Annotated in this window: 17 protein-coding genes; 11 read left to right on the top strand and 6 right to left on the bottom strand. The window is 65.6% G+C overall.

The window, feature by feature from the left end; translation table 11 throughout:
* The first annotated feature begins 29 nt into the window (after window positions 1-29).
* From CNE_RS15090 to CNE_RS15080, 3 genes are all read left to right on the top strand, one after another.
* Window positions 30-452, top strand: coding sequence for a CopD family protein (locus CNE_RS15090; protein ID WP_013957963.1), 423 nt, complete (start codon window positions 30-32; stop codon window positions 450-452).
* A 45-nt stretch (window positions 453-497) separates the two neighbouring features.
* Window positions 498-1,103, top strand: a complete 606-nt coding sequence (locus tag CNE_RS15085; RefSeq protein ID WP_013957962.1) for a 2-hydroxychromene-2-carboxylate isomerase — start codon at window positions 498-500, stop codon at window positions 1,101-1,103.
* Window positions 1,104-1,167: 64 nt separating this feature from the next.
* A complete protein-coding gene (locus tag CNE_RS15080; RefSeq protein ID WP_013957961.1) occupies window positions 1,168-2,421 on the top strand; it encodes a THUMP domain-containing class I SAM-dependent RNA methyltransferase in 1,254 nt (417 codons plus the stop codon).
* Between the two features lie 27 nt (window positions 2,422-2,448).
* Here the strand turns inward: CNE_RS15080 and CNE_RS15075 are convergent, their stop codons facing one another.
* The 5 genes from CNE_RS15075 to CNE_RS15055 form a co-directional block, all read right to left on the bottom strand.
* Window positions 2,449-3,495 carry a response regulator gene (locus CNE_RS15075; RefSeq protein ID WP_010813222.1) on the bottom strand — a complete coding sequence of 349 codons (1,047 nt, stop codon included), beginning with the start codon at window positions 3,493-3,495 and terminating at the stop codon, window positions 2,449-2,451.
* 223 nt (window positions 3,496-3,718) lie between these two features.
* On the bottom strand, window positions 3,719-5,191 hold the full coding sequence (locus tag CNE_RS15070) for an NAD(P)(+) transhydrogenase (Re/Si-specific) subunit beta (RefSeq protein ID WP_013957960.1): 1,473 nt from the start codon (window positions 5,189-5,191) through the stop codon (window positions 3,719-3,721).
* A complete protein-coding gene (locus tag CNE_RS15065) occupies window positions 5,191-5,532 on the bottom strand; it encodes an NAD(P) transhydrogenase subunit alpha (protein WP_013957959.1) in 342 nt (113 codons plus the stop codon). The genes CNE_RS15070 and CNE_RS15065 overlap by 1 nt, the downstream gene beginning before the upstream one ends.
* Window positions 5,533-5,687: 155 nt before the next feature.
* The gene (gene panD, locus CNE_RS15060; RefSeq protein WP_013957958.1) at window positions 5,688-6,050 is read right to left on the bottom strand and encodes an aspartate 1-decarboxylase; all 363 of its coding nucleotides are present in this window, start codon (window positions 6,048-6,050) and stop codon (window positions 5,688-5,690) included.
* Between the two features lie 57 nt (window positions 6,051-6,107).
* Window positions 6,108-7,229 carry a Re/Si-specific NAD(P)(+) transhydrogenase subunit alpha gene (locus tag CNE_RS15055; protein WP_013957957.1) on the bottom strand — a complete coding sequence of 374 codons (1,122 nt, stop codon included), beginning with the start codon at window positions 7,227-7,229 and terminating at the stop codon, window positions 6,108-6,110.
* 286 nt (window positions 7,230-7,515) lie between these two features.
* Between CNE_RS15055 and CNE_RS15050 the strand changes: the two genes are divergently transcribed.
* Together CNE_RS15050 and mnmA are read left to right on the top strand one after the other, a co-directional pair.
* Window positions 7,516-8,019, top strand: coding sequence for an NUDIX hydrolase (locus tag CNE_RS15050; protein ID WP_013957956.1), 504 nt, complete (start codon window positions 7,516-7,518; stop codon window positions 8,017-8,019).
* Window positions 8,016-9,101 carry a tRNA 2-thiouridine(34) synthase MnmA gene (mnmA, locus tag CNE_RS15045; protein WP_013957955.1) on the top strand — a complete coding sequence of 362 codons (1,086 nt, stop codon included), beginning with the start codon at window positions 8,016-8,018 and terminating at the stop codon, window positions 9,099-9,101. The genes CNE_RS15050 and mnmA overlap by 4 nt, the downstream gene beginning before the upstream one ends.
* Window positions 9,102-9,177: 76 nt before the next feature.
* Here the strand turns inward: mnmA and CNE_RS15040 are convergent, their stop codons facing one another.
* Complete coding sequence (locus CNE_RS15040) at window positions 9,178-9,792, bottom strand: glutathione S-transferase C-terminal domain-containing protein (protein ID WP_013957954.1); 615 nt, start codon at window positions 9,790-9,792, stop codon at window positions 9,178-9,180.
* A 375-nt stretch (window positions 9,793-10,167) separates the two neighbouring features.
* Between CNE_RS15040 and purB the strand changes: the two genes are divergently transcribed.
* The 6 genes from purB (at window position 10,168) to CNE_RS15010 (ending at window position 16,789) form a co-directional block, all read left to right on the top strand.
* A complete protein-coding gene (gene purB / locus CNE_RS15035) occupies window positions 10,168-11,544 on the top strand; it encodes an adenylosuccinate lyase (protein ID WP_013957953.1) in 1,377 nt (458 codons plus the stop codon).
* A gap of 283 nt (window positions 11,545-11,827) precedes the next feature.
* The gene (locus CNE_RS15030) at window positions 11,828-12,382 is read left to right on the top strand and encodes a cytochrome b (protein ID WP_013957952.1); all 555 of its coding nucleotides are present in this window, start codon (window positions 11,828-11,830) and stop codon (window positions 12,380-12,382) included.
* A 68-nt stretch (window positions 12,383-12,450) separates the two neighbouring features.
* Window positions 12,451-13,020, top strand: a complete 570-nt coding sequence (locus tag CNE_RS15025) for a YceI family protein (RefSeq protein WP_013957951.1) — start codon at window positions 12,451-12,453, stop codon at window positions 13,018-13,020.
* Between the two features lie 83 nt (window positions 13,021-13,103).
* Window positions 13,104-13,694 (top strand): YceI family protein, encoded by a 591-nt coding sequence (locus CNE_RS15020; RefSeq protein ID WP_013957950.1) that lies wholly within the window; start codon window positions 13,104-13,106, stop codon window positions 13,692-13,694.
* A gap of 349 nt (window positions 13,695-14,043) precedes the next feature.
* Window positions 14,044-15,435, top strand: coding sequence for a class I SAM-dependent methyltransferase (locus CNE_RS15015; RefSeq protein WP_013957949.1), 1,392 nt, complete (start codon window positions 14,044-14,046; stop codon window positions 15,433-15,435).
* 22 nt (window positions 15,436-15,457) lie between these two features.
* Entirely contained in the window at window positions 15,458-16,789 is a 1,332-nt protein-coding gene (locus CNE_RS15010) for a sensor histidine kinase (RefSeq protein WP_013957948.1), read from the top strand.
* Window position 16,790 lies beyond the last annotated feature (1 nt).

Genomic DNA, 16,790 nt, shown 5'->3' with positions numbered 1-16,790 from the left:
AACAATCGTTCTCGAACGTCTCTCTGCCGATGCTCTGGGTCAAAGCGCTGCATATTGTCTTCGTGGTCTCGTGGTTCGCCGGCCTGTTCTACCTGCCGCGCATCTTCGTCAACCTGGCCATGGAAACCGACGCCGCCAGCACACAGCGCCTGTTGCTGATGGCGCGCAAGCTGTTTCGCTTCATGACCATGCTGGCGGTGCCGGCGGTGGTGTTCGGGCTGTGGCTGTACCTGGGCTACGGCATCGGCCGCGGCGCGGGGCAGGGCTGGATGCATGCCAAGCTGGCGCTGGTGCTGGTGCTGATCGGCTACCACCACGGCTGCGGCGTGCTGCTGCGCAAGTTCGAGGCGGGGCGCAATACGCGCTCGCACAAGTTTTATCGCTGGTTCAATGAGCTGCCGGTGCTGGTGCTGCTGGCGGTGGTGATCCTGGTGGTCGTCAAGCCGTTCTGAGCCTGGCGCCCGGTCTGTTGTTGCCAATCCTGTTGCGGAACCGAAATGAGCAAGCTGGTTGACTATTACCTGACGCCGCAGTCGCCGTTCGTCTACCTGGGCCATGCGCGCTTTGCCGCCATCGCCGAACGCCATGGCGCGCAGGTGAACCTGAAGCCGTGCGACCTGGGTAAGGTGTTTTCCGTCTCCGGCGGGCTGCCGCTGTCGCAGCGCCCGCCCCAGCGCCAGGCCTACCGCCTGGTGGAGCTGGCGCGCTGGAGCGAATTCCTGGACCTGCCGCTGCATCCGCAGCCGACGTTCTTCCCGGTATCGGGCGACGCGGCCAGCAAGCTGATCATCGCCGCGCAGCTGGCGCACGGCACCGCCCGCGCGATGCAGCTGACCGGCGCCATTGGCGCGGCAGTCTGGGCGCAGCAGCGCAATATCGCCGATGCCGCCACGCTGGCGCAGATCGCCGACGAGGCCGGCTTGGACGGCGCCAGCCTGCTCAAGGCCAGCGAGGCGCAGTCGGTGCAGGCGGCCTATGCGCAGAACACCCAGGACGCGATTTCGGCCGGCGTATTCGGCGCGCCGTGGTACGTCCATGACGGCCAGCCCTTCTGGGGCCAGGACCGGCTGGATTTCCTCGAGCGCGCCCTGGCGGCGGCTTGAGCTAAGCTTCGGATAGATCCCCGTCCGCTACGGCGGACGTTTTTGTTTGCAGGATACCCAACACATGACCCAAGCCTTCTTTGCCCCTTGCCCGCGCGGCCTGGAGAGCGCGCTCGCCGAAGAACTGCGCGAGATCGCCGCGATGCCGGGCATGGCCGCGCTGGCGCCGTTCACGGTGCACCAGGAAGTGCCGGGCGGCGTCAATTTCTCGGGCGAGATGGCCGCCGCCTATGCGGTCAACCTGCATTCGCGCATTGCCAGCCGGGTGCTGATGCGCGTGGCGGCGCGCGGCTACCGGCATGAGGACGACATCTATACGCTGGCGCGCGGCGTGCGCTGGGAGCAGTGGTTTTCGCCCGATGAATCGCTGCGTGTGGACATCACGTCGCACAAGTCGCCGCTGCGCAGCCTGAATTTCACCGCGCTGCGCGTCAAGGACGGGGTCTGCGATGCCCTGCGCGAGCGCGTGGGCGCGCGCCCGAGCGTCGATACCGCCAGCCCGGATGTGCGCATTTATGCCCATCTAACCGAGCATGACTGCACGCTGTACCTCGACACCACCGGCGAGCCGCTGTTCAAGCGCGGCTGGCGCACCGAGAAGGGCGAGGCGCCGCTGAAGGAAAACCTGGCCGCCGGCATCCTGCGCCTGGCGGGCTGGGTGCCGGGCCAGACCTTCCGGCCTTTCTACGACCCGATGTGCGGCAGCGGCACCTTCCTGATCGAGGCCGCGCAGGTGGCGCTGGGCATCGCGCCGGGCGGCAGCCGCAGCTTTGCCTTCGAATGGCTCAAGGGCATGGACACCAAGGCCTGGCAGAAGCTCAAGTCGGACGCGCAGCGCGTCCGCATGCTGGCCTCGGCCGATGAACTGCAGGTGGTGGGTTCGGACATCTCCACTGACATGCTGGCCATCACGCGCGCCAACTGGGAGCGTGCCGGCCTGCCGGGCGAGGCGCGCACCAAGCAGGTGGACGCGCGCTTCGTGCAGCCGCCTTTTGAAGAGCCGGGTTTGCTGTTGATGAATCCCCCGTACGGCGAGCGCATCGCGGTGCGTGGCCAGCGCCGCCTGCCAGAGGAAGAGATGCCGCGCGACGAGGTGGAGGAGGCCGCCGCCAACCAGTTCGCCAGTGCCTTTGCCACCACGCTCAAGCAGCATTTCGCGGGCTGGCAGGCGTGGGTGTTTACCGGCGACATGGGTTTCCCGCGCCGGCTGCGGCTCAAGGAGTCGCGCCGCACGCCGCTCTACAACGGCAATATCGAATGCCGGCTGTTCCGCTTCGACATGGTGCGCGGCGCCAACCGGGTGCCGCAGGCGGACTGACGGCGCCCGCGGCGCCGGGCGGCGGGGTCAGGGGCGCTTGCGCCCCGTCAGTGCATCCGGATTGCGGCTGAAGTCCGCCAGGAAGCCCTGCAGGCTGACCACCGGCTCCTGCAGCAGGTGGCGCGGCAGGTCGAACAGCGCATAGATGAATTCTTCATTGCCTTCGCAGCGCTCTGCCGGCAGGCAGTATTGTTCCCAGTCCACGCACGCCGGCGTGTACATGCCGTTGCCGGGCCAGAAGAACGGCACCAGCCGGCCTTCGCGCAGGCCTTCGATCAGTGCCGCGGGGGCGTCGTAGGCTTCGGCCGACTCCACCTGGCTCATCAGCCCGGCGCGGGTCTCGATCACCATCAGCGTGGCGTGGCCCTGCGCGGTCAGCAGCAGGATGCCGGCCGGGTTGGGGTACAGGTAGTACTCGACAAAGCCATAGCGCGCGATGAGCTGGCGCACGCGCTCGGTGATGGCCGGATCGGACAGGAATGAGAACGAATGCCGCGTCAGCAGCTCGCGCAGCGTGCGCGACAGCGTGGCGAAGTACGCCTGCTGCATGGCCTCGATTTCCTGGTCCAGCCGCTCGACCATATTGCTTTCATGCTTCTTCACGTAGCGGTCGATCAGCCCGTGGTTGAAGCCTTGCACGGCGATGCTCTCGTCGGCGGTGCCGGTCAGCAGGATGGTCTTGCAGGGCAGGTCCTGCAGCGCCTGGCAGAATTCCAGCCCGTCCATCTGCGGCATCGAATAGTCGACCACCACCACGCCCGGCTGCAGGAAGCGCTTGAAGTCGTGTATCTGGCGGTAGATGCGGTCGATGTCGAGCTGCACGGTGCGCCGCTCGGTCAGGAAGGTCAGGTCGTCGTGCGTCACGCGCACCGGCAGGAAGCCCGGGAAGCGGGTGGCATAGGCCTCGCGGATCCATTGCAGCGCTTCACGCGGATCGGTGAAGGTGATCACCGCGCGCGAGGCATCCATCTGGAACGCCAGGCTGTCGATGAACGACTTGCTGTCATCGACCAGGACGGTCAGGACCGGGTGATGGAAGACCGACAGGTTCCTGTCGTGCGGGTTGAAGGTCATGGAGCGGCGGGCAGGGGTTCGGCGCAGTGGTTAGGCACAGGCGTGGCGCAAGCGGCAAGCCGGTGTGCGCATTCGCAGGCCAGTATAGCGCGCCACGGCTGCCTTGCAAGACAGGCCTTGCAGCCAGGGCCGGCGGCAGGAGGAGCCCGGCGGGCGCCGGGCGGGAGAAGCGCCCGCGGCAGGGCCGGGATGGCCCGGGCCTGCGCGCGGCGCGCGGACGGCCTTAGTCGACCGCCTTGAACATGTCTTCGACCACCTTCTTGGCGTCGCCGAACACCATCATGGTCTTGTCCATGTAGAACAGCTCGTTGTCCAGCCCGGCGTAGCCGGCGGCCATGGAGCGCTTATTGACGATGATGGTCTTGGCCTTGTAGGCCTCCAGGATCGGCATGCCGGCAATCGGCGACTGGGGGTCGTTCTTGGCAGCCGGGTTGACCACGTCGTTGGCGCCCAGCACCAGCACCACGTCGGCCTGGCCGAACTCGCTGTTGATGTCTTCCATCTCGAAGACCTGGTCGTACGGCACCTCGGCCTCGGCCAGCAGCACGTTCATATGGCCCGGCATGCGGCCCGCCACCGGGTGGATCGCGTACTTCACGGTCACGCCCTTTTCCGCCAGCTTCTCGGTCAGTTCCTTGAGCGCGTGTTGGGCGCGCGCCACGGCCAGGCCATAGCCCGGCACGATGATGACCGTCTCCGCATTGCCCATCAGGAACGCGGCATCGTCGGCGGAACCCGACTTGACCGGGCGCTGCTGCTGATCGCCCGTCGCCGCCGCCGCCGTCGCGCCGCCGAAACCGCCCAGCAGCACGTTGAAGAACGACCGGTTCATCGCCCGGCACATGATGTACGACAGGATCGCACCGGAGGAGCCCACCAGCGAGCCAGCGATGATCAGCATCGGGTTGTTCAGCGAGAAGCCGATGCCCGCCGCTGCCCAGCCCGAGTACGAGTTCAGCATCGACACCACCACCGGCATGTCGGCGCCGCCGATCGGGATGATGATCAGCACGCCCAGCACGAAGGCGATCGCCAGCATGATCAGGAACGGCAGCCAGTCCTGCGACAGGAAGAAGATGACGCCGAAGCCCACCATTGCCACCGCCAGCAGCAGGTTCAGCCAGTGCTGGCCGGCGAACACCACCGGCGCGCCCTGGAACAGGCGGAACTTGTAGCGCCCGGCCAGCTTGCCGAAGGCGATCACCGAGCCCGAGAACGTAATCGCGCCGACGAAGCAGCCGATGAAGAGCTCGATGCGGTTGCCCAGCGGGATCAGGTGCGAGCCTGCCGGGCTGATGCCGAACGCCGCCGGCTCGGCCACTGCCGCCACCGCGATGAACACCGCGGCCAGGCCGATCAGCGAGTGCATCGCCGCGACCAGCTCGGGCATCTTGGTCATCTGCACTTTCTTCGCCACGTAGGCACCGATGCCGCCGCCGACCACGAGCGCGGCGAAGATCAGCGCCAGGCCCGTGCCCACCGACGACTGGGCCGTGCCCGCCGCGAGGAATTCATTCTTCAGCTTGATGATCAGGACCAGCGTGGTCACCACGGCAATGGCCATGCCGATCATGCCGAAGGCATTGCCCTTGCGCGCCGAGGCCGGGTGCGACAGGCCCTTGAGCGCCTGGATAAAGCAGACTGAGGCCACCAGGTAGAGCAGGGTGACGAGGTTCATGCTGACAAGACCGGTCATCACGCGCCCTCCCTGGCCAGCGCCGGCTTGGCCTCAGGCGCCTTGGCCTTCGGTTCCTTCTTCTTGAACATCTCCAGCATGCGCTGGGTGACCAGGAAGCCGCCGAACACATTGACCGCGGCCAGTGCCACTGCCAGCGTGCCCATCACGCGCCCGACCCCGCCTTCGGTCAGGCCCGCGGCGAGCATGGCGCCGACGATGATGATCGCCGAGATCGCGTTGGTCACCGCCATCAGGGGTGTATGCAGGGCTGGCGTAACCGTCCAGACCACGTGGTAACCCACGTAGATCGCCAGCACGAAGATGATCAGGTTGATCACCGTGTGGTTCACCATCTCCATCGACTTCTCCTCCGTTGCTTTGAATCCGGGATGCGGCGTTTTACTGTGTTTTTTCTTTGCTGCATTACGGCGTGCCAAGGGCCAGTGGCTCTGACTGACGGCGCGCTCCCTCTCCCGCAAGCGGGAGAGGGGAGCAACCCTGCGGCAGGCCGCCATCAGAACTTCTTGATTTCCTTGATGCCGTTGTTCTCGTTCACCAGGATGACCTTGGGCTTGTAGGCGGCGATCTCCTCGTCGCTCATCGGCGCGTAGGTGCAGATGATCAGCTGGTCGCCCAGGTGCGCGCGGCGCGCCGCGGCGCCGTTCAGCGAGATCTCGCCGCTGCCGCGCTCGCCCTTGATGATGTAGGTGGAGAAGCGCTCGCCGTTGTTCACGTTGTACAGCTCGATCTTCTCGAACTCCTTCATGTCGGCAGCGTCCAGCAGGTCCTGATCGATGCCGCACGAACCCTCGTAGTTGAGGTCCGCCTGCGTCACGGTGACGCGGTGGAGCTTGGCGCGGAGCATGATGCGTTGCATGGGTGATACGTCCTTATATTTGATGCAAAAGCAGTGGGCGCACGGCTCCCGTGGAAATTACGCCGCCTCTCGCACGATCTGGCCGTCCCTGCACATCAGGCAGGCCGCGACGATGTCGTCTTCAAGGTTCAGCGTGAACTGGCCGTCCTTGTCGACGACCAGCTTGAGGAAGTCCAGCACGTTGCGGGCATAGAGCGCCGAGGCGTCGGCCGCGACCATGCTGGCCAGGTTGGTGTGGCCGATGATGATGACGCCGTTGTGGTTGACCACTTCGTCGGCCACCGTCAGCGGGCAGTTGCCGCCCTGTGCCGCGGCCAGGTCTACCACCACCGAGCCGGGTTTCATCTGCGCCACGGTGGTTTCCTGCAGCAGCACCGGCGCCTTGCGGCCCGGGATCAGTGCGGTGGTGATGACGATGTCGGCCTGGACGGCGCGCTGGTGCACCAGCTCGGCCTGGCGCTTCATCCAGTCCGGCGGCATCGGGCGGGCATAGCCGCCGACGCCCTGGGCGATCTCGCGCTCTTCATCGGTGAGGAAGGGCACGTCGAGGAACTTGGCGCCGAGCGATTCGATCTGTTCCTTGACCGCTGGGCGCACATCGGAGGCCTCGATCACCGCACCGAGCCGCTTGGCCGTGGCGATGGCCTGCAGGCCGGCGACGCCCGCGCCCAGGATCAGCACGCGCGCGGCCTTGACGGTGCCGGCGGCGGTCATCAGCATCGGCATGAAGCGCTGGTAGTGGTGCGCGGCCACCAGCACGGCCTTGTAGCCGGCGATGTTGGCCTGCGACGACAGCACGTCCATGCTCTGCGCGCGCGTGGTGCGCGGCGCGGCTTCCAGGGCAAAGGCGGTGATGTTCGCAGCGGACATGCGCGCGTTGTTCTCGGCGTCGAAGGGATTGAGCATGCCGACCAGTACGGCGCCTGGCTTCATCTGCGCCAGTTCGGCGGCGTCCGGCGCGCGCACCTTCAAAACCAGTTGCGCGCCCAGTGCTTCGGCTGCGGTGCCGATGGTGGCGCCGACCGCCTCATACGCGCCGTCGGGCTGGCTGGCGCTTACGCCGGCGCCGGCCTGCACGACCACCTTGTGGCCCTGGGCGACGTACTTCTTGACTGTCTCCGGGGTGGCGGCGACGCGAGTCTCGCCGGCCCGCGTCTCCTGCGGGATGCCGATGTACATCGTCAATTTCTCCTTTAGCTGGCGTCTTGTCTGGTTGGGCGGACCGACGGCTGGCCCGTGCGCGCCGCAGGCTTAAGCCGCAGCGCAACAATTTTTTCGCAGCTTACAGGAATCTGACGTTCAACGGTGACCGGCCGGTCGGCTTTTGCGGCGACCGCCAAAGGGTAGTTGCAGCCGGCAATTCAGCACCAGGCGGGCTCATCGGCCGGGGGCCATGGCGGGTCGGCGGCGCTGCACGATGGGCCCGCAACCGGTAGAATGCGGGATTGCCTAAAAATTGAGCATCATGTCAAGTGACTGGAATGCCAGCGTGACCGTTGCCGCCGTGATCGAGCGCGGTGGACGCTTTCTGCTGGTCGAAGAGGAAACCGCCGACGGGCTGCGCCTGAACCAGCCCGCCGGGCACCTGGACCCGGGCGAGAGCCTGATCCGCGCCGTGATCCGCGAAACCCTGGAAGAGACCGCGCACACCTTTGAGCCGCGCGCGCTGCTGGGCTGCTACATGGGCCGTTCGCTGTCGTCGCGCACCGGCACCGATGTGACCTATGTGCGCTTTGCCTTTACCGGCGACCTCGGCTCGCTCGACGCCGGCCGCCAGCTCGATACCGGCATCGTGCGCACGGTCTGGATGAGCGCGGAAGAACTGCGCGCCTGCCCGGAGCGTCACCGTTCGCCGCTGGTGATGGCCTGCGTCAACGACTACCTGGCCGGCAAGCGCTTTGCGCTGGACGCCTTGTACACGCACCCGTCGGCGCTGGCCGCGGCCGTCCCGCTGGGAGTGCAGCTGTGAGTGGTGCGGGAAAACGTGTCGTCGTGGGCATGTCGGGCGGGGTCGATTCATCGGTGACCGCGTGGCTGCTCAAGCAGCAGGGCTACGAGGTCATCGGCCTGTTCATGAAGAACTGGGAAGACGATGACGACAGCGAGTACTGCTCCACGCGCCAGGACTGGCTGGACGTGGTGTCGGTGGCCGACCTGATCGGCGTTGACGTGGAGGCGGTCAACTTTGCCGCCGAGTACAAGGACCGGGTCTTTGCCGACTTCCTGCGCGAATACTCCGCCGGGCGCACGCCCAACCCGGACGTGTTGTGCAATGCCGAGATCAAGTTCAAGGCCTTCCTCGACCATGCCATGTCGCTGGGGGCGGAAACCATCGCCACCGGCCACTATGCGCGCGTGCGGCAGAACGCGGCCGGCCGGTTCGAGCTGCTCAAGGCGCTCGACCATACCAAGGACCAGAGCTACTTCCTGCACCGGCTGAACCAGGCGCAGCTGTCGCGCACGCTGTTCCCGCTGGGCGAGATCCCCAAGACGCGCGTGCGCGAGATTGCCGCCGAGATCGGCCTGCCGAACGCGAAAAAGAAGGACTCCACCGGCATCTGCTTTATCGGCGAGCGCCCGTTCCGCGATTTCCTGAACCGCTACCTGCCGACCAAGCCGGGCCCGATGAAGGCGCCCGAGGGCAAGGTCGTGGGCGAGCATATCGGCCTGGCCTTCTACACGCTGGGCCAGCGCAAGGGCATTGGCCTGGGCGGCAGCCGCGACGGCAACGGCGATGCCTGGTATGTGGCGCGCAAGGATATGGCGAACAATACGCTTTACGTGGTGCAGGGCCACGACCACCCGTGGCTGCTGACGCCGGTGCTGACCGCGTCGGACCTGTCCTGGGTGGCCGGCGAGCCGCCTGCCGCGGGCGCGCCGATGGCGGCCAAGACGCGCTACCGCCAGAGCGATGCCGCCTGCACGGTGCAGGCGGTGGACGGCGACGCGCTGACGCTCGGGTTTGCCGAGGCGCAATGGGCGGTTACTCCCGGCCAGTCGGCGGTGCTGTATGACGGCGACATCTGTCTGGGCGGCGGCATCATCCAGTAAGCGCTGCCGCTGCACGAAAAAACACCCGCTCGAGGCGACCGCTCGAGGCGGGTGTTTTCTTGTCGGCCGCTGCGGATCAGCCGCGCGGCGGCTCCGTATCGATAAACGACTGGCGTTTGGACAGCTTTTCCTCCAGCGCCGCCAGGTTGGGATGGCTCTCGCGCCAGGCGATCTCGGGGAAGCGGAAGTCCAGGTAGGACAGCGCGCAGCCCACCGCCACGTCGGCCAGCGAATAGTGCGTGCCAGTGCAGAAGGGGCGGTCGGCCAGGCCGTGCGCCATGGCCACCAGCGCCGCGTCGATCTTGCCGCGCTGGCGTTGCACCCAGCGCTCGCTGCGCTCGTGCGGCTCGCGCTGGGTTGCCTCCAGGCGCACCAGCAGCGCAGCGTCGAGCAGGCCGTCGGCGAGCGCCTCCCAGCAGCGGACTTCCAGGCGCTCGCGCCCGCCCTGCGGGATCATCCGGCCGACCGGCGTCAAGGTGTCGACATATTCGACGATCACGCGCGAATCGAAGATCGCGCCGCCGTCTTCCATGACCAGGCAAGGCACTTTGCCGAGCGGGTTGAACTGGCCGATCCTGGTCTCGGGCGACCAGACATCCTCTTCGATGAGCTGGCACTCGATCTTTTTCTCGGCCATCACCACGCGCACCTTGCGCGCGTAGGGACTGGTCCGGGACGCATACAGCTTCATGTTCTCCCCTTGAGCTTGTTATGAAGTGCATCGTCGCTCTGCGGCAGCGGCGGTGGGGCACGCGGCTTGCCCGATGCACTTCATAACAGGCTACTGGAACGGCGTGCGCGAGTATACCCGCGGTGCGTGGCGAATGCGGGCTTGCGCACCGATGCCCCGCGGCGGCGCTTTACCGCTGCCCGGAGCCGGGGCAGGGGTGGTAAAATCCCGCGTTGCGCAGCGCCGGCGGGCCTGCCGGCATTGCGTTTTGGACGCATCCGGCCGCATAAAGTCGCTTTTTCGATCCCTCCCGCCGCCAACGCTGACAGCGCCAGCCCCCGCGGCGCGCCTTGTTCGTCGCCTTCTTCCATTGCCTCCCTTTTCCCGGTTTCCAGCATGACCTCCTCTTCGCTTTCGCCGCTCACCGCCCTGTCCCCGATCGATGGCCGTTACGCCGCCAAGGCCGATGCGCTGCGCGAATGGCTGTCCGAGGCCGCTTTCATGCGCAACCGCGTCAAGGTCGAGGTGCACTGGCTGATCGCGCTGGCGCAGGCCGGCCTGCCCGACATGCCGAAGTTTTCGGCCGCCTCCGAGGCCGCGCTGCTGGCGCTGGTGGACAAGTTCAGCGAGGCCGATGCCGCCCGCATCAAGGAAATCGAAGCCGTCACCAACCATGACGTGAAGGCGGTCGAGTACTGGCTCAAGGAACAGGTCAAGGGCAACGCCGAGCTGGAAGCCGCCAGCGAGTTCATCCACTTCGCCTGCACCTCGGAAGACATCAACAACACCTCGCACGGCATGATGCTCAAGGGCGCCCGCGAGGGCGTGGTGGTGCCGGCGCTCAAGCGCGTGCACGCCCGCCTGGTCGAGCTGGCCAGGCTCAATGCCGCGCAGCCGATGCTGTCGCGCACTCACGGCCAGCCGGCCAGCCCGACCACGCTGGGCAAGGAAATGGCCAACGTGGCCGCGCGCCTGGCGCGCGCGATCCAGCGCATCGAGCAGGTCGAGCTGCTGGGCAAGATGAACGGCGCGGTGGGCAACTACAACGCCCACCTGTCGGCCTACCCGACCTTCGACTGGGAAGCCTTCTCGAAGCAGGTGATCGAGACCCGCCTGGGCCTGGCCTTCAACCCCTACACCATCCAGATCGAGCCGCACGACTACATGGCCGAGCTGTTTGACGCGATCGCCCGCGCCAACACCATCCTGCTCGACCTGAACCGCGACGTCTGGGGCTATATCTCGCTGGGCTATTTCAAGCAGAAGACCAAGGCCGGCGAAATCGGCTCGTCGACCATGCCGCACAAGGTCAACCCGATCGACTTCGAGAACTCCGAAGGCAACCTGGGCCTGGCCAACGCGGTCCTGCGCCACTTGTCCGAGAAGCTGCCGCTGTCGCGCTGGCAGCGCGACCTGACCGATTCGACCGTGCTGCGCAATATCGGCGTGGCCTTCGGCTACAGCCTGCTGGCCTATGAGGCCTGCCTGCGCGGCTTGGGCAAGCTGGAAACCAACCCCGAGCGCCTGGACGAAGACCTGGACAACTGCTGGGAGGTGCTGGCCGAGCCGGTGCAGACCGTGATGCGCCGCTTCGGCGTGCCCAACCCGTACGAGCAGCTCAAGGAGCTGACCCGCGGCAAGGGCATCTCGCGCGAGGCGCTGCAGACCTTCATCAACGGCCTGGCGATCCCCGACGACGCCAAGAAGCTGCTACTGGACATGACGCCCGCCAGCTATATCGGCAAGGCCGTGGTGCTGGCCGAGCGCATCTGACGCCACATTCCGCCCCCGAATCGGGGCGACGTGCTGCAAAAGCCATCCGCGAGGATGGCTTTTTGCTTTTCTGGCGCAGCGCGGCCGGCAGGTCGCTGCGGCTTTGTGCCGCTTGCGACAGAATGTCACTTCAAAGCATTTGAATAACTTAATGAAGGACTGTCCTTCATCGGCGCACAGCCCGCCGCAATAATGCGAGAATCGTAAGCGCACGGGCGGGTCCGCCCTCGCCGGTGCCTTCCCCAAAATTGTGAAACGCTCCTGCGCGAGCGAGAGGAATCCGATGCGTTCTACCGCCAATGCCCCCACCGGCTACGGTGCCACCGCGATCGCCTTGCACTGGGTCATTGCGCTGGCGATCTTCGCCGCGTTCGGGCTCGGCCTGTACATGACGGGCATTCCGGGGCTGACGCCGACCAAGCTCAAGCTCTACTCCTGGCACAAGTGGCTGGGCGTGACGATCTTCGCGGTTGCCGTGCTGCGCGTGCTGTGGCGTGCAACCCATGCGGCACCGCCGGCGGCGCCCGGCACGCCGGCCTGGCAGGCCAGGGCTGCGGCCGGCGCCCATCACCTGCTGTACCTGCTGATCGTGATCGTGCCGATCAGCGGCTACCTCTACAGCTCGGCCGCGGGCGTGCCGGTGGTCTACCTGGGCCTGTGGAAGATGCCGGCGCTGCTGGAAAAGAACGACGAACTGAAAGAAGTACTGAAATTTGTCCATATCTGGCTGAACTACCTGATGGCGGCTGTGGTCGTTGTCCATGCAGCGGCGGCGGTCAAGCACCAGTTCGTCGACCGCGACGGCACGCTGGGCCGGATGCTGCCGTTCCTGCGCTGAGGCGCCGCCCCGGCCAACTTTTTCCGTACCGCGGCGCGCTGCGCCGACCCTGACAGGAGTTTTTTGAGATGAAACGCAATTCCCGCCGCGGCTCGCTCGTCATCGCCGCCGTCCTGGCCGCCTCCGGCATTGCCGCCAACCTGGCCTGGGCGCAGGTTGACGCCGCCAAGAGCTCGGTGACCGCGGTCGCGCGCCAGATTGGCGTGCCGATGGAAGGCAAGTTCAAGAAGTTCGATGCCGCGGTCAGCTTCGACCCGGCCAAGCTGGCGACCTCGTCGGCCAAGGTCGAGATCGATGTGTCCAGCTTCGAGATCGGCGACGCCGAGACCACCAAGGAAGTGAAGGGCAAGGACTGGTTTGACGCCGCCAAGTACCCCAAGGCCGTGTTCCAGTCCACCAGCATCAAGAACGGCACGCCGGGCAAGTACGACGTGGCCGGCAAGCTGACCATCAAGGGCAAGACCGTGGACGTGGTGGTGCCCGCCACCTACCGCCAGGAAGGCGCGGTCCAGGTGTTTGAGGGCGCGCTGCCGATCAAGCGCACGGTCTTCAATATCGGCGACGGCGAATGGAAGGACACTTCCGTGGTGGCCGACGACGTGCAGATCAAATTCCGTATCGTGCTGGCCAAGAAGTAGGAAGCAAGGCCGGTATTCCGCTGACGTACCCAATCGACGTTCCTGAGAACGTTCCGCCCCAACCTGATTTGTCGGGAGATTTCATGAAACTGCGTTTCCTCGTTGCCGCCGTCGCGGCCATTTCCGCAACTGCCGCTTTCGGCGTGGCTTCGGCCAATACCGTGACGTACAACCTCGATCCGACCCACACCTACCCGAGCTTCGAGGCCGACCACCTGGGCGGCCTGTCGACCTGGCGCGGCAAGTTCGACAAGTCCAGCGGCGTGGTCACGCTGGACCGTGCCGCCAAGGCGGGCTCGGTCGAGGTCAAGATCGACCCGGCTTCGATCGATTTCGGCAATGCCAAGCTGAACCAGCACGCCAAGGGCCCGGACATGTTCGACGTGGAAGCCTTCCCCGAGGCCGTCTACAAGGGCAAGTTCTCCAAGTTCAAGGGCGACGTGCCGACCGAGGTTGACGGCATGCTGACGCTGCGCGGCGTGTCCAAGCCGGTTAAGCTGGAAATCCGCGACTTCAAGTGCATCCAGCACCCGATGCTCAAGCGCGAAGCCTGCGGCGCCGACGCCGTGGGCCATTTCAACCGTGCCGACTTCGGCCTGGACTATGGCGTGAAAATGGGCTTCAAGCCCGAGGTCAAGCTCGCCATCCAGGTGGAAGGCGTGCGCGCGGACTGAGCGTGCCAGCCCGCTGCGCCGGGCTTCCAGGCAGTCAAGGCCGGCCATGCCGGCCTTTTTTGTTGTCCGGCATCATTCAGGCGCCTGCCAGGGCACTTGGTTGTACGACCCCCGACGGGCACAGTACAATGGCCCGCGGCAATTCCTCCTTGATCGGGGCAATGCTACTCCTGCCAAGGCGGGGGCAGCCATGCCCGCAACCGGCTAAAGCGCATCACTATGAGCATTCGCTGCATGTCCCGATACCGGTAGCCATCCCCGCGACCTCCTCGCCCCTCATGCTGTACCTGGCCGTTCCGCCTTGCCTGTACGGTCCGCAGCGTTTCTCGGTTTTCCCTGGCGCAATACCGTGTATTCCAAAACGCAAATCGATCCGGTAGTTGGTTTCCGCAACTCGCAGGGCGAGCAGGTGCGGGGCACGATCATCAATCTCCAGAGAAAGTCTCTGGTGATGGAAATCTACAATCCGTATTCGATCGTGCAGGTCAGCGAGGTGCTGAGCGAACTCAGCGTCCGCATGGGGGCCAAGAACGCCTACCTCGGCAAGGCCGTGGTGATGAGCCTGGTGAACACCGGCCTGACCGCCGTGGTGTCGCTGACGCTGATCGACGAGTGGCGCGAACTGACGGACCTGACCAACGAGCCCAAGTCAGTCGCGCGCGAAGCCGAGCTTTTTGTGCAGGACTGGGACACGCGCTTCAATATCCGGCGCGACTACCAGATCGTGGTCAACGAGATGCGCGCGTTCCTGTCCGAAGTGTCGCGCTGGGTCGAGCAGGTCGACATGACCGAATCGCTGCCAAAGATTGAAGGCAAGCTCCGCGAGGACGTCTTCTACGAGCTGGCCACGCCCATCATGGTCAAGACAAAGACATACCTGGATTGGCTTGAGGGCGAGGCCCAGCGCGTGGATCCGGAGATCGCGCCGGTGCACCGCACTTACGCGCAGTCGGCGCTGCACCCGCTCTTGCTGCGGGCGCCGTTCGTATACCGCACCTTCACCAAGCCGCTCGGCTATGCCGGCGACTACGAGATGGTGAACCAGATCCTGAACGACCCGCAGCAGGGTCCCACCACCTATTTCCAGATCGTCAACACCGCCTTCCTCAAGGCGGCGGTGGCGACCGCGCACCGCAACCGCATCGAACTGCTGATCGATTTCCTGACGCGCCAAGCCGATCGCGCGCGCGCCGCTGGCCGGCCGTTCCGCGTGCTCAACGTGGGCTGCGGCCCTGCCTTCGAGATCCAGCGCTTCGTGCGCGAATACCCCAACCCCGAACTGCTGTCGTTCCAGTTGGTCGACTTCAGCGAAGAGACGCTGGAGTTCACGCGTAGCACGATCGAACGCTCGGCCACCAGCGCCGGGAGCAAGGTTGCCGTCGAGATGGTGCACCAGTCCGTGCATGAACTGCTCAAGCGGCGCATCTCGCCGGACGATATCAGTGCAAGGGAGTTCGACGCGGTCTATTGTGCGGGCCTGTTCGACTACCTGTCCGACAAGGTGTGTACGCGGCTACTCTCGTATTTCGCCTCCCGCTCGCGGCACGGAGGGCAGATTCTGGTAACCAACGTCCACGTCGACAATCCTGAGAAATTCGGCATGGAACACCTGCTGGAGTGGTACCTGATCTACCGCGACGACGCGGGCATGGCGCAGCTACTGCCTGAAAATTCGCACTCGCACCGCATTTACGGCGATGCCACCGGCGTCAACGTATTTGCGGAAGCCACCATTGACTGAAGCAGTCCTTGCGGGGCACGCCATGAGCACCAACCAACTCTACGCCGGCTACCAGTCCGAGCTGGCTGACTTTCGCCTGGCATTCAGCCGTGGCGGCGCCTATACCGCGATCGCGCTGGTTCTGCTCGGCGTCGGACTCGATTACGGCCAGTATCCGCAGCAGCAGCTTGCCTTCGGGGTGGCGCGCGTGCTGGTGTCGCTGTTGATCGCGGGCGTGGTGGTGGTGCTGTACAGCGCTGCGGGGCGCCGCTTCGCGCCATGGCTGACGCTGACGTGGCTGCTGCTGCCACAGATCATGATTGCGTGGATGATCTGGCAGACTGAAGGGGCGCAGTCGCCATACTACGTCGGGCTTAACCTCGCGATCTTCGCGTCGGGCATCGCGCTGCCGTTCGGCTTGTGGCAGAACCTGGTGTTCGGCGTGCTCTCGTACCTGCTGTACGTACTGGCATGCCTGTTCCACCCCGGCGGCATCGAGCCGGTGGGCGCTTTTATCGCCAATTCACTGTTCCTGCTGTTCGCCGCGGCGGCCAGCGGGGTCTATACCTTCTTCAACGAGCGGGCGCGCTTCATGTTGTTCCGTCTGAAGGACGAGGTCGCCGAGAAGAATACTGAGCTCGAGGTGATCAACCGCCGGCTGGCCGACATCAAGGGCCAGATGCTGCAGCAGGAGAAGATGGCCGCCATCGGTACGCTGGCGGCCGGGCTGCTGCACGAGGTGAACAACCCGGTCAACTTCTGCCTGATGGCGATCGAGGTGGCGATGGAAGAGCCGCAGGCCAAGGAGAACCCTTCGCTGGAAGAGTGCCTGGTCGACGCCAAGCAGGGGATGCAGCGCATCCAGCATATCGTCTCCGACCTCAAGACCTTTGCCTACCGCAAGCCGGGCGCCGAGGTGGAAGGCACGCCGTTCCTGTTCGAGAAGGCGCTCGATTCGTCGATCCGGCTGACCGCGCATGAGCTGCGCGGCGTCAGCCTCAGCCGCGAACTGCCTGCCGACACCCTGGTGCTGGGCGACGAGGCGGCCATCATCGGCGTGCTGATCAACCTGTTCTCGAATGCCGCGCTGGCCATGCGCAAGGCGGGCACGGCCGCGCCGGCGATCCATACCACGGCCCGGTGGGACAACCACCGCCTGCACATCATGGTGCGCGACAACGGCCCTGGCATCCCCCAGGAAAACCTGGCGCGCGTGTTCGAGCCGTTCTTCACCACGCGCGAGGTGGGGCAGGGGCTTGGCCTGGGCCTGTCGATCAGCTACGCGGTGGTGGAGCGCCACGGCGGGCAGCTGTATGCCGAGAGCGAACTGGGCCAGTGGACCGCGTTCAGCTTCGACCTGCCGCGTGCGGAGTAAC

It is taken from the genome of Cupriavidus necator N-1, from assembly GCF_000219215.1.
Classification (GTDB): Bacteria; Pseudomonadota; Gammaproteobacteria; order Burkholderiales; family Burkholderiaceae; genus Cupriavidus; species Cupriavidus necator.
This window is presented reverse-complemented; position numbering and strand designations above follow the sequence as displayed.